The organism is Algoriphagus sp. TR-M9 (genome assembly GCF_027594545.1).
In the GTDB taxonomy this organism is placed as follows: domain Bacteria; phylum Bacteroidota; class Bacteroidia; order Cytophagales; family Cyclobacteriaceae; genus Algoriphagus; species Algoriphagus halophytocola.
Genome location: NZ_CP115160.1, coordinates 1397274 through 1409842, shown reverse-complemented (window position 1 = coordinate 1409842; position 12569 = coordinate 1397274). Strand labels below are relative to the sequence as shown.

General features: G+C 42.5%; 11 protein-coding genes and 1 tRNA gene. 4 read left to right on the top strand and 8 right to left on the bottom strand.

Features of this window, described 5'->3' with window-relative positions:
* The first annotated feature begins 26 nt into the window (after positions 1-26).
* The gene (locus tag PBT90_RS06235; protein ID WP_270132136.1) at positions 27-1574 is read left to right on the top strand and encodes a hypothetical protein; all 1548 of its coding nucleotides are present in this window, start codon (positions 27-29) and stop codon (positions 1572-1574) included.
* A 20-nt stretch (positions 1575-1594) separates the two neighbouring features.
* Here the strand turns inward: PBT90_RS06235 and PBT90_RS06230 are convergent, their stop codons facing one another.
* Entirely contained in the window at positions 1595-1849 is a 255-nt protein-coding gene (locus tag PBT90_RS06230) for a hypothetical protein (protein WP_270132134.1), read from the bottom strand.
* A gap of 266 nt (positions 1850-2115) precedes the next feature.
* Here PBT90_RS06230 and PBT90_RS06225 point away from each other — a divergent pair.
* A tRNA-Ser gene (locus tag PBT90_RS06225) sits at positions 2116-2207 on the top strand.
* A 1695-nt stretch (positions 2208-3902) separates the two neighbouring features.
* Here the strand turns inward: PBT90_RS06225 and PBT90_RS06220 are convergent.
* The 4 genes from PBT90_RS06220 to PBT90_RS06205 all read right to left on the bottom strand — a co-directional run bounded on the left by PBT90_RS06220 (position 3903) and on the right by PBT90_RS06205 (position 5646).
* Entirely contained in the window at positions 3903-4151 is a 249-nt protein-coding gene (locus tag PBT90_RS06220) for a hypothetical protein (protein ID WP_264808772.1), read from the bottom strand.
* 107 nt (positions 4152-4258) lie between these two features.
* Positions 4259-4462: a hypothetical protein gene (locus tag PBT90_RS06215; protein WP_264808288.1), complete on the bottom strand. Its 204-nt coding sequence runs from the start codon at positions 4460-4462 to the stop codon at positions 4259-4261.
* Positions 4450-4896 carry a DUF5675 family protein gene (locus PBT90_RS06210; protein WP_270132131.1) on the bottom strand — a complete coding sequence of 149 codons (447 nt, stop codon included), beginning with the start codon at positions 4894-4896 and terminating at the stop codon, positions 4450-4452. The genes PBT90_RS06215 and PBT90_RS06210 overlap by 13 nt, the downstream gene beginning before the upstream one ends.
* A 3-nt stretch (positions 4897-4899) precedes the next feature.
* Complete coding sequence (locus tag PBT90_RS06205; RefSeq protein WP_270132129.1) at positions 4900-5646, bottom strand: hypothetical protein; 747 nt, start codon at positions 5644-5646, stop codon at positions 4900-4902.
* 829 nt (positions 5647-6475) lie between these two features.
* On the opposite strand from PBT90_RS06205, the gene PBT90_RS06200 reads away from it, so the two are divergent.
* Positions 6476-9019 carry a thiopeptide-type bacteriocin biosynthesis protein gene (locus PBT90_RS06200; RefSeq protein WP_270132126.1) on the top strand — a complete coding sequence of 848 codons (2544 nt, stop codon included), beginning with the start codon at positions 6476-6478 and terminating at the stop codon, positions 9017-9019.
* Between the two features lie 15 nt (positions 9020-9034).
* On the opposite strand, the gene PBT90_RS06195 is transcribed toward PBT90_RS06200, so the two are convergent.
* The 3 genes from PBT90_RS06195 to PBT90_RS06185 form a co-directional block, all read right to left on the bottom strand.
* A complete protein-coding gene (locus tag PBT90_RS06195) occupies positions 9035-9754 on the bottom strand; it encodes a LytR/AlgR family response regulator transcription factor (protein WP_270132124.1) in 720 nt (239 codons plus the stop codon).
* Positions 9726-10823, bottom strand: coding sequence for a LytS family sensor histidine kinase (locus PBT90_RS06190; RefSeq protein WP_270132122.1), 1098 nt, complete (start codon positions 10821-10823; stop codon positions 9726-9728). Before PBT90_RS06190 ends, PBT90_RS06195 begins: the two co-directional genes overlap by 29 nt.
* A 401-nt stretch (positions 10824-11224) precedes the next feature.
* Positions 11225-11428: a hypothetical protein gene (locus PBT90_RS06185; RefSeq protein WP_270132119.1), complete on the bottom strand. Its 204-nt coding sequence runs from the start codon at positions 11426-11428 to the stop codon at positions 11225-11227.
* A 722-nt stretch (positions 11429-12150) separates the two neighbouring features.
* On the opposite strand from PBT90_RS06185, the gene PBT90_RS20435 reads away from it, so the two are divergent.
* Complete coding sequence (locus PBT90_RS20435; protein WP_396127661.1) at positions 12151-12405, top strand: MauE/DoxX family redox-associated membrane protein; 255 nt, start codon at positions 12151-12153, stop codon at positions 12403-12405.
* Positions 12406-12569: the final 164 nt, after the last annotated feature.

The window sequence follows — 12569 nt, the reverse complement described above, 5'->3', positions numbered from 1 at the left end:
GGTATCTTTCAACACCAACATCAGTTATGAAGCACAGCCGGACTCTATATCTACATTTACTATGCTTCGCTATCTTATTTTCCTGTGCCGAAAAGGAACAACCCTCCGGGGAGCTTGGCAAGGTGAGCATCACCGCTTTGACGCTCGCAGCTGCTCCACCTATGACAAATGCCAAAATAAATACCGACTATACTTGGGAGCATGAACTAGAAGAAAGCCTCTCCCTTCAATTCACCCACTCTATCACTTCGGAAAGCTATTTTTTGCAAATCAATCCCAATGATTTCGGCAGCCCTTACGAGATCTCTCTCCCTTATGGGAGCTATCAGATTTCTGGCGAAACCCCAGTTTCATCACCTAGCCCTACTCTTCCTCTAAAAATAGACAGTCAGGTCCAAGTGAATTCCAGGTCTACCCCACTAGTTTTAGAAGGAGAAACTGATTTTGGGCTCGCTACATTTTCAGGTTCAAGGATTCAAGACATTGAGGTACTGGTAGAATCGGAAAGGACTGAAGTGCCCGAAAAAGATGGAATCTTTTACAGCTATTTGCAGCAAGGAGAGCTCGCGAAAATTGAAATAAAGCTAGTAAACGGTAAAATTTTCCATCAATTAGTCAATCCAGAGGCGTTTACACAGTATCACTATGATATTATTTCCTCTGAGGAATCTAGTACTGCGGTTATTTCAGAATCTTTTGAACTAAAGAACTACACCTACCCACTTTCAGCTACAGGCTTGCCCAGTTTTCTGGCACCGGCCAAGCGCTTTGCCTTGCCGGAATCCAGCACTGAATCTTCTGGGCTAGCATTCATACAGGGAAGGTTATTTACTATCAATGACAGCGGGAACAGTAATGAAATCCTGGAAATCAATCCCGACAACGGAGAACTGATCAGAAAAGTAAAAGTACAAAATGTAGAAAATGTTGACTGGGAAGACTTGGCACAAAGCCCTACCCATCTTTTCATAGGAGATTTCGGGAACAATTCGGGCAACCGCAAAGACTTAGCAGTACACAAGATCGCCATTTCAGATTTACTGAATGCTGAGACAGTGCTAGCCGAAACCATACCTTTCAACTTTTCTGATCAGACTGACTTCACTTCGGCACCCAATCAAACTGCCTTTGACTGTGAGTCTATGGTGTATAGGGAAAACAAGCTGTACTTATTCACCAAAAACTGGCTTACTGGCGGCAGCAGCATTTATATGCTCAAAGATCAGCCAGAAGTACAGGAAGCAGCTTTGCTAGGTACCCTTGAGGTTCAAGGTTTGCTCACGGGTGCAGACGTAGACGCAATGGGCAATTTGGTTTTGCTGGGATATGAGCAATCAGGATTGCAGTCCAGTTCATTGCTTTGGATCATTGCGAAAGCTGATCTTGCAAATCTAACTTTGTCCGGAGGCAAAAAGTTACTTTTAGGAAGTCCTGCTATACTCTCGCAGACGGAGGGAGTAGTTTTTGTGAGTGAAAAAGAATTATATATTTCGGGAGAAAAAATCTCAATTGGTCCAGCTACTGTCCCTGGGCTAGTACATATCCTTGACCTGAGGGGGTATATAGGTGAGTGAGTTTCAAAGCAAAGGCTTCATTAGGCCAAAGCCATGCTAAACTCTGAAAATTCAGAATAATCAATTTCTTTGACCATTAAAATCAAGGCATTAGCAAATTCCTGCTTGCAGGACTTGGCCAGATAGGGAAAATGGGTATTTCCTGTTTCTTTGATTTCCCCAGACCCGAAGAAGCGATAGAGTTCCACCTGAGAGGTACAGCGAATATTGATGCAGCCATCAGTGGAGTCACTTCCTTCTATCATGAAACTTGCAGTAGATGTTCGTATTACCATTTGATCCTTTCGTTTAAATATTTGATAAAAATAAGGAAGGCATTTTTGAAATCTATACCCTGTACAGGGTATTTTTTGCTGATACTGGCAGAAATTGACAAATTATTTGAATTGATTGTCAGTAAATTAGCAAAATTCTAAAATTGATCAGGATCCTATGCGTTCAGGATTTGTTTAAATCTGATCAATTCGCTTATATTTGCATCGCTTTAAGGGATGAGGAAAAAACATTTCTGTACCTTTAAAAAAACAGCTAAGCAGCATCTAGAGAGTTGGGTGAGTGGCTTAAACCAGCAGTTTGCTAAACTGTCGTACGTGTCAAAGCGTACCGGGGGTTCGAATCCCCCACTCTCTACCAGTAAGCCACTGAAAAAGAGCGAGTTACGATCCTAAAAATTGTAAACTCGCTTTTTTTATTCCCTCGTTAATCTACAACTAATTAACAATCAGATGGTTATATGATTTTCAGCAGGAACTACGCTACTGATAGGACCAATCGGAAAAACTGCCTTAGCTGCATTTAATCGCGGTCATACCCCTATAATTTTCACAATTGCCTGTAATTCCAGTGCGTCATTCGTGGCGTTCGTCTAGTCGAAAAAAAAGACGCACTGAAATCTTTATAGATTACTGATTTACAACATGTTCAATATCTGAGCATCTTGTGATTTAGAACTTGTATTCCGAGTTTTGTTCAACCTAACTAATCAAATCATGTTAGAAAAAAGCTTCGGATTGCTCTTCTTCTTGAAACAATCGAAAAAAAACAACACTAGAGACAAGTATGTGTACTTCAGTTGGGGAATGGCAGTTTTCGGTTGTTTGGTGTTGGGAAGTTGATTGAGATCTCTCAGTCGCATAATCAAACTTAGCTTCCCTAAGCGATTCCGGAGCTCCTTCGAGATGACCGCTTCAGCGAGATCGCGGTAGGGCCATTACGACGAGAAAACGGGGGTATTATACTGATCGAAAATGCTGATGCGAGGAGAAATCTCTGTTGAAGTTTGAAAGCTCAAAGCTCAAAGCTGAAAGTAGATCCATACACTGGATATTGAGACCCTGAAGGGGTCAAATCATTAATAGCCCCGCCACGGCGGGCAGGCCAGGGTAAGGAGGCACGACGCAACCCTGGGTGAAAAATCGCAATTTATCGCCAGCGCTGGCCCGGGATCGCATGTCAGAGACGAATAGGTTTTGCCAGCAAGATTAACTAACACCAATATTGGACAGCTATTTTTATTCAATCGACAACTCCACTATTTACCATAATGGCTTGTGCGAAAGGTGCTTTCTCTTGATACTTTTGAGACCAAAAGTATCCAAAAGTCTTTGCCAGAGGCTATGCTTCAAATCGGTCAATAATTATGAAAAAAACAAAGATTGTTCACCGATTTGATTTTTGGTACTTGTCCAAGCCTAAAAATTGGCGGATCTCCCTCGCCCACTCGGGAGCTAGCCAATTTTCTTTACGGCTCAGACTGCATCCCAAAAACCGCATATACTCCATGGCACCCCAGTCCTAGTAACGACTTCATTTTAATAACTTCGTGGGAAGCGATATCGGCACCTAACCCAGGACAGGAAACATGACGTACACCTGTGACCACGAAGTGGTCCAACCTTTCAATAGCCCCGCCACGGCGGGCAGGCCAGGGTAAGGAGGTAACGACGCAACCCTAGGTTCAATGTAGAACGATTACACCAGCGCTGGCCCGGGATATTCATTTGGAAACGCGAAAGTTTTGCCAGCAAGATGGAAACGAAAACCGGATTGGAAATCATTGCTAGTGGTCTATGGTGACACAGACCACGGGGCGGAAACTATCGAACGCAAAGTCCCGTAGGGACGAAATGTGGGTAGCGGCGGGTTTCAACCCGGCGCAAAACGGGCATTTAAATCTTCACCAGCGCTGGCCCGGAATCCTGATTCGGAGACGGAGGCGATTTGCCAGCAAGATTATCGAGAAAGAAAATAAAAAACCTTCGGGGAGGTTCCGCTCTTGCCTGCGACAGATCGGTACCACACCCCAAAGGTTAATGAAGGTTCAATTGATTACTTCACCGATGCCATCAGCTTCTCTTCCAAGCCCTCATCCACGGTGAGCTGGGAGATGCTGACCAGCACTGTGCCGGCAGTAATCGCATAGCCTGCATATTCCAGCAGGAGTTCAGGCACCATTCCCGGTGCTGTAAGCACGGCCGTTCCTACGGCAGCTATAAGCAAACCTGCCTTTTTAAGCATTTGGAAAAAAGGAGGTGTGGGCGCAGAGGCCCTTTGTTTTATTTCTGATAGTATATTCATTGTTGAAATGTTAAGTGTTACATGTTAAGTGTTCTGGAAACCTATACTTCGACTTCGCTCAGTACAAGTGTCGGGGTCGACGGTCCACGGTTGACAGATCACTGATTCTAAACCGGCGGGCTACGGGTGCGCTGTAGCATAGTCTTCATCAGCGTCTGTTCGGCTTCCAGTCGAATAAAGAGTTCCTTCAATTTGGAAAGTTCTTTGTTCAACTGTCTGAAATCCTGAATAAGGAGGTTCAGGAAGTAGGCGATGACAGTAAGGAGGAGTGCGATGACTCCCCCTACTGCCTGAAACATCAGTCCATCCATTCGATCTGATGGAAGGTAAGGTTTAGGGCATTTTCTGGATAGCTCCTTATCTCCAGTGTAGCCTTTTCACCTTGTTGAAGTGCCTGACCTACCAGGTCGAGGAGGTTTTGCCAAGCTTTTGGGCTAGGCGTTCCCCTCCCTTCTCCTGTAATTTCAGACACCGGGACTATGTTCCGCTCCATTGTTATGGTACTTATTTCTACTTCTATGGGTATTCCTGACCTGATTCCGTTTGGGCACCTGAACAATCTGATCCTCTGCGTTTGATTGTCCGGGATGAGTTCGAGTTCGTAGATACCTTCAGCAATACAGGAGATCAAGGGTTTGAAGTAGGCTGCAGGAGGTTCTATGCATTTGCATAGCATACTGGCATCCTGTAGCAAAACACCATTTGTACCTCCGGGGTAGTATTCCCGGTTCAATACCAGATCCATGATTTAGCTAATCGCAAGAATAACAGCAGGATTCTGGGACACGTCATTCAGGTCATACCTGGTATCATTGACATCCAAGAAGAACTCCAATGCCAGCGCGAAGAAATAATTCTCTCCTTCTATTCCCGGTTTGGGCAGGGTCAATGTGACTGCTGGAGTGGGAACGTTCACTATAGGCAATGGCTCTATGGTTGCGATCTCGGAACTGTAGGTCTGCTGTGTAAAATCCACGGTTGCCCTGATCAGTGAAAAGCGGTAGAACTTTGACCCTGAAGAATAAACCATGTATTTTGTAGGTACAGTTTCAGGAATGGTTACCGAGAATGATGCTGCGTCCTCAGCAGTCTCAGGAAGCACCTTCAGCACATTTGCCAAGGTAGCTTTATCGGAAAACTCGAAACCTCTCATGATAGACATGTCACCCAATTCGAATTTCCGCTCTCCCCGAGCTGAAACCGGGTCAGACTTAACCACTTTCATGGCTGCTGAGTAGAGCCTGTTGTGCAGTCTGCCCCCATTTGATTTAAGTTCTATCTCACGGAAGGCATTTTTCAGGAATTTGGCAGAGGAAGCAGCCACTGCAAATTCCCGTAAGTTCTCCCGGGTTCTTTGGAACCTTGGATCAGTGTTGATCCTTTTTTTGCTGACGCCTCCTTTGCGCCTGGCGATGAATTTTCCATCGCGGTTTTTGTAAAAGGTAAGGTCACCCATGGTGCCTTCCAGTTTGATATATCCAGCTTGTTTTGCCATGTTTTCTATTGTTTTAACTGTGAAACATGGAGGAAATCTGGAGTTATCTAGCTGGATATCAAAACGAAAGTGGAATATGTGGAAACAAAGAAAAAAATGAGCACTCTAGGGAAAATATAGACAAAACCCAAGGTATAGGTGACGTATGTATTACGGAACTATAACGGAACCAAAAAGGAGACCTAAGAGAATTATAGATGAGTTAAGTTTAAAAGCTTGGAGTTAAAGGATTTGGGAGTTGGGAATTAAAAATGGAAAATTCATCTCCAGGGCCGCAACAGGACATTTCTTAGTCCAAGTGAGGATTTCGTTGCTGGCAAGATGTTCTATTGGCGCCAGGTATTGCCATTAGTGGGACAGGAACGGCGGCGGAAAACCCAAGGTATAGGTAAGGTATATATATCGGAACCCCAACGGAACCAAAAAGGAGACCTAAGAGAATTATAGATGAGTTAAGTTTAAAAGCTGGGAGTTAAAGGATTTGGGAATTGGGAATTGAAAATGGAAAATTCATCGCCAGGGCCGCAACAGTCCATTTCTCAGTCCAGGTAAGGATTTCGTTGCCTGCAAGATGTTCTAATGGCGCCAGGTATTGCCATTCGTGGGACAGGAACGACGACGGAAAAACCCTTTGGTGAGATAATGCTTCCGCGCGCAAGATCCCGCTATTTTAAGAGCCACACGCATTAGGAGTGGTAATTTCGATTTACTGAATTCCAGAGCTAGGCAATTTTATTCGTCCGGTGATACTGTAGTTAGTCCTTATATTTTGGTTGACTGTCCAAAAAATTTGATAAAACAAAAAGTTTGGAATAGGATAGCCGAAAAAATGCATTTTCTATACCGGGCTCCCCTACTTCAATTTGACATTGGTAATTCGCAAGAAATCGTTCAACATTGGAAGGACATATTGCAATGCATAGAACTATCCAGTAGAGATTTATACCAATCTATTTGTCAAAAAAGTCCTGAAGCGCTTACATCTAAGGAGTGGAGATCTGTTTACAGATATTTACTTAGGGGTAAATATAGAGCCACTCCTTTTGGCAAATGGGCAGGAGTCGGAATTGCCCATTGGGGCAAAGAAGATTACTCCAAGCGTCAGTTTCTCAGCTATAGGTCGATTGACACTCCGGCGATCTCACAAGAAAAGATTTGCCATTATTGGACCAATCCTAGCCTGGAACGTTGGGGTGGAGGGTGGAAATTCTGGAATTTTGACCAATTGTCCGGAAAATGGAGGTTTTCCAAAGTTGAAGACAGTCCGTTTCTTCAAAGAATCCGTGAAATATCACTTGACCATAGGCCTATAGAACGCAGCGCGTTTTTCAATACATTCCCTGATTTGCAACTCCAAGAAAGAATGGAGGTCTGGAATTATTTGACAGAATCGCAATTGCTTTTACCAGAAAGGCTGCTGTGCAATTGGACTGCCCCTCAAAAAAAGGAGGACGTTTATATCTCTACAAGTTTATCTGTAGCGGAGATTCACCGGCAGCGGTTAGATACATTCTTGGATGAAATCAAACAAACTGCGATGGGTCAAAAAAGACCATATCAAGTAAGGCTGGCCAGAAAGTTCATTGAATTTTTTGATGACCGTTTTGTGCCTTTAAGTTTGCTTTGGAAGCTTGTCCCTTATTTAAATGATGCTGGAGCCCCCTCTCCTATTGGTGCAGTTGATTATTCAGAATACCCATTAATAATGCATACAAAAGATGAGTCCATAGATCTTAAAACATTCCCTTCCCGTTCAGGAGAGACTAAAAAGCCATTACATGGGCAAGTCCTTTTCCGGATATTGGAATCCGGAAAATTATTGATTGACAATTTATCCTTTAACAGGCCCTTTGTATATGGAGGAAGGTTCACATTCGAACCGCAAATCTTCGAATACTTTCGGCAACAAGTACGAAAAACAGATTCAAGCATCCAGGCAGATGTACTATTGCAAGAAGGAAGGAAAACCCGGGCCATCAGTGCCCATCACAATTTGTTTGACCATGTAATTAATTGCTTCTCTGGAAGTACCTCACCCAATGAATTTGACTGTGAACAGATATACATAGGTATGAATGAGCAGAGATTTGAACTGGTCATTCCTCATTTGGGCAAAAAGCTCCAGCCTATTTTCCAACATCCTTTAAATCCTGAGTATATTACCCATCCACTTTGCCGGATTTTGTGGGAAGTAGCCCATCAGGATATCCTACGACCCATACACTATGCCCATCCCGGTTTCCATAATGCTTCTTATCTTCCTCAGTTAACCTGGGGGGATATTATCCTTCAACCTAGAAAATGGAAGATTGGTTATGACTGGAAAGGAAAGACTGAAGAGGATTTGAGTACGTATCTCAGGTCAAAAAACATTCCCCAGCGCATATTAGTGGGCAGACAGGATCAGGAGCTTATCTTGAATCTTTCACAATCCAGGGATAGGCAAGTTTTGCTTCAGGAAATATCCAATAAGAAGACCGTGAATGTTTTTGAGTGCTTATGGGCGGGAAATGAAAACTGCTCTACCATACCCAGTATCTACCCCCAGTTTCTTTGGGGGAAATCCTGGCAAACTGTAAATCATGAAAACACCCCCATCTATATTAATCTGGTCAATGGGCAGGAAAACAAAAACTGGGTTTCAGTTCGGATCGTTCTGAGACCAGATTACCAGCAGCATTTAGTAGCTGACCGCCTTTTTGGGCTGGTTTCAGAGCTTGAGGCCCAGGACATACTTCCCTTTTATTTTCTTTATTATCCTATTTCAAATCCTGAAATCCGATTCAGGGTAAAAGTGAAGGATAATTCAGCATACGAATATGTCTCGGCTAAGCTATACACCTTTTTCCAGAATTTCGCAGAGTTTGAGTTTGTCCGTCCCCATGCCTATTACCCGGAAACCGGCAAGTATAGTCTGGAAGGAATGGGAATTTCCGAGGAAATGTTTTACCAAGAATCCAAATTGATCCTGGAGTCTTCACCTACTAGTGAATTTGAAAAGGTATCACTTGCAGTAGGATTGGGAAACTTGCTCGTTGGGGCATCCAGGTTCCCGGAGTATTGGTTAGAATTTTTCGGCCAGCTTTGTAAGGGCAAATCCTATCATTCAAAACCCGACAGTTTTCTTGAAGAATTTAACAAGATGTCCCATAAAAGGTGGCAGAAACACTATACCAATCAAATAAAGCTGCATCCTTGGATAAACTCAGAGAAGAATCAGGGAGTACTCCTTGGCAACCATATACATATGGCTATTAACAGAATATTCTGGGAAAATGCAGCGGATAAGGAACAAGAGGTACATGCCATCCTATTGAGCATATTGAGAAGACAAAAATTTGGTAAAGAGAAAAAGGACAAATTCAATCTATGAATAAACTCTTCAGTTTTATAAGGAGATTTTCTTAAAGATAGCCGTGAAATCATTGCTATATGCCCTACCAATAGGAAGTTCATCACCAGAAAACAACTTTAAGTGATCTGATTTCACGAAATCAATTTGTTGGATATTGACCAGATAGGATCTGTGAATTTGATGAAACTGGTTGGAGGGGAGCTTTTCTTTTAAACCAGTAAGTGATCCCAGTGTCAGGTACTTTTTCCTTAAAGTGGTAATTTCAGAGTAATTTTTATCTTGCTTTACATATAGTATATCGGCAAAAGCTATCATGACCCAGGCAGTATTCTTATGTTCAAAAAGCGCCAACATCCCGTCTAAAACAGGCTCCTGAACTGCATTTTTAGAAATACTCTTTAATTCAACCTTGTCCATACCTTTAATGAAATCAGGATATGTAGCAGGTTTTTTAATAAAATGAACAGCGTTTACCTGATATCCCTCGTATCCATACTGATCATGTGCCGAGCATAAAATGACCGGTATATTCAATTTTCCAACTAATCCGGCTAGGTGGATTCCATCCATCTGATCCATGACTATATCTGTAATCAAAATGTCCGCTTCGCCATTTGCAAGTCTTTTCCAACCTTCCACTGGGTCGGTGGTCATAAAAGCCAATTCATACCATTCTGACCGTTCCACATGCTCTTTTAGTGTAATTAGACCATTTTGTTCATCGTCAATCAGTGCTATTCTCAATTTTTCCATAAGTTATTATCATTAAAGTAGAAAATTCATCCATAGATTTATGCCATTCAAAAAACACTTTTGTGCCGTAATGGTGCTTAAGAATATTTACTATCGTTGGTAGTCCATGACCGGTAGATAATGTGCTTTTTACTGGATTGATCAGATTGAAAGTGCTACAAATCAGGAATACATTATTTGATGGGCCGGTTTTGAGCGAAATCCTGATTTCAGATGGGCTGTTTATGTCGGTGTACAGCCCATATTTTAGCATGTTTTCCAGTAGGGTGGCCAATACAAGGTGTGGGATGGTAAAGTATTCCATGGGCTGGCTGTAATTTACTTGCAGCTGTAGAAAGAACTTTGATTTATGGGAACGGACACAATTCAGGAGATGATTAAGAATAGCCACTTCATCATAAATGGATCTGGGTATTTTAGGGTCTTTATAAGACTCTTTTAACAAAGCAGAAAATGCTGTCACCTCCCTGAAAAGCTCATTGGAATAGACAGCAGACTTTCCTGCAATATTATTCAGGGTATTTAAGATCAGGTGGGGACTGAGCGTCAGATGGTCATGAGAGATCTGTACCTGTGCCAGCTCACCTTTTATATGTCTAATTCTTTTTAGTCGTTGGATGTATTCGGAGATTATCCAGATAAGAAAGGCAAACCCTGCGAATCTCATCAGGCGGTAATATACAGACATCATTTGGCGAGAGTCGCTCAAAACAGGATCCAATCCCCAGATTACATGTAAATAGTGGGTACAAAATAGGATGGCTGAGACTATTCCCAACAGCTGTAGAAGCGTGACCCATAAATTTCCGTCCCCCCTAAATGCCGGAAAAAACCGAAAGAATAAAAACAAAATAAATGGAGTACCTAATATAAAATGTGCCCATGCCAAGCGTATGTTTAGGCTATCTCCTTCGGAAATGTTGCTGGTCACATAGTCATAGATGAAATTCATTATCCAAAGCAACAAAACAATGTAGAGGTATTTTTTTCTGGTCAAACCCAAATACATGTTTGTCCATAAAATTGGGGCGTTGATCCATTTTATTTGACGGATTCTAGCAAGTGCCATAGTTTAAGGATAAATATTAATCAATTCGGAATCGAGTATATAAGAGAACTACCACTGGGTAATTACCTATGCATACAAGATTCCATATACCAATCAAAAACACATGAAAAGAACAAGGTTACATCTCCCTGAGATTGAGCACTTCTCAACGAAATCGACTCAATTGACAGAACAGAAACAAGGAAAATCGCTAGGTAGCTTTTTCCGAGAGTGCTTACCCTTCTTTGCAGGAGCCAGGTAAGCAAATTCAGCAGGAAGGTAGCCCTTCCAAGGTAGCAGGCATTTTTAGGAGCCTGTTTAAATATGAATAGAATAAAAAAACAAATACCGGATCGTAATTCCGGTGGGCAAGGTCCCATATCCGAGCGGGTTCATTATACTAAATGGACCCGCTTTAGATTTTAGACCCCTAAGACAGATGTATGAACATCTGACACCGCAATACCATGGAATTCTGCATACTCTTCAAAAGTGACCAGATGGTGTTTTTCCTTCCCCAGGCCTTTTTTGACTTTATTCAGGCTTTTGTAAGCGTAAGACTTGCTTCTCCCTGTCAAAACCATGATATCCTTGGCATAGATGATCCTTCTTTCCAGGAGAATCATTGTGTACAGCGTGGACAAATTAGCAATAAAACGAGGTAATCCTAACAGAAACTAAGATCACCTATGGTATTAAATTAGAAAAAATATGTTAGGATCCAACTATTCTATTCTAAAACAAAGTTTTTTATAGTTAAACCCCATTTTGAAGGGGATGAAAACAGTAGAGTAATCAGGAATCCGATCTGTCCACTAATATATATCTAAGGTTAGTGGACATAAAGATATTGTCAATTTACCATGTCCCTAGGACTGGTGGAAAATTTGGTATCAATAGATCCGTCGTTAGTCCTTAAAGTTTGTTTATTAGTCCATTTGTTTTGGAATAGAAATAAATCTATTTGAGGTTAGTGTAGTGTGAAAGAGATACCTGGTAATACTGTGGGGCAGGCTCTTTTCCATACAGAGGTTGGGGAGAGACGGTGTGGATACGTTTTCTACCTCACCCCAGCTCCTGATATCGCACACTCATCGGGACAGGCTCTCTTCCCGGTATCGCGATGCTCATCGGGACAGGCACTGAAGGAGAGGGAGCCGTAACGTCTCCGATATTAAGTTCTTTCTATGAATATGGACAAAATAGCTTCAACGGTTCTTATCCTCCTCTGGACATACACAGGATTTGACAAGCTGCTGCGGTTTGGCGCAAGCAGGAAGGCTTTTCATAACCAGACCTTCCAGCAGAACTTGCGGAAATACTTGCCTATGCAGTTCCTATAGTAGAGTTGCTGATTGCCCTGCTCCTGCTCTTTTCTATTACCCGGTGGTGGGGGTACTTAGGCAGCATTTTGCTACTGACGGTATTTACTACATATGTGGGACTGATCTGGGTGGGAGCATTTCCGAGAGTTCCTTGCAACTGCGCGGGGATCTTGGAGAGTCTGGGATGGTTGGAGCATTTTGTATTGAACATGATTTGTATTGGGATAGCTGTATGGGGAATAAGACTGAAGACGGGAGATGGGAGAAAAGTCCGGTGATTGAGCCTCGGTTGTCTGTTGTCGGTTGTCGGTTGCCTGCCCTGAGCTTGTCGAAGGGTCGGTTGTCGGTTAGCGGGTAGTGGTGGAGAAATGAAAGGCTGAAAGAAAAATCGAGTGATAAAGTTTGAGTCAGGTAGTAAGTATCAAAGCAAAGTCCCATAGGG

Coding starts and splice junctions, on each gene's coding strand:
- PBT90_RS06235 (WP_270132136.1), top strand. CDS start 27: ATGAAGCACAGCCGGACTCTATATCTACATTTACTATGCTTCGCTATC.
- PBT90_RS06230 (WP_270132134.1), bottom strand. CDS start 1,849: ATGGTAATACGAACATCTACTGCAAGTTTCATGATAGAAGGAAGTGAC.
- PBT90_RS06220 (WP_264808772.1), bottom strand. CDS start 4,151: ATGAATATACTATCAGAAATAAAACAAAGGGCCTCTGCGCCCACACCT.
- PBT90_RS06215 (WP_264808288.1), bottom strand. CDS start 4,462: ATGGATGGACTGATGTTTCAGGCAGTAGGGGGAGTCATCGCACTCCTC.
- PBT90_RS06210 (WP_270132131.1), bottom strand. CDS start 4,896: ATGGATCTGGTATTGAACCGGGAATACTACCCCGGAGGTACAAATGGT.
- PBT90_RS06205 (WP_270132129.1), bottom strand. CDS start 5,646: ATGGCAAAACAAGCTGGATATATCAAACTGGAAGGCACCATGGGTGAC.
- PBT90_RS06200 (WP_270132126.1), top strand. CDS start 6,476: ATGCATTTTCTATACCGGGCTCCCCTACTTCAATTTGACATTGGTAAT.
- PBT90_RS06195 (WP_270132124.1), bottom strand. CDS start 9,754: ATGGAAAAATTGAGAATAGCACTGATTGACGATGAACAAAATGGTCTA.
- PBT90_RS06190 (WP_270132122.1), bottom strand. CDS start 10,823: ATGGCACTTGCTAGAATCCGTCAAATAAAATGGATCAACGCCCCAATT.
- PBT90_RS06185 (WP_270132119.1), bottom strand. CDS start 11,428: ATGATTCTCCTGGAAAGAAGGATCATCTATGCCAAGGATATCATGGTT.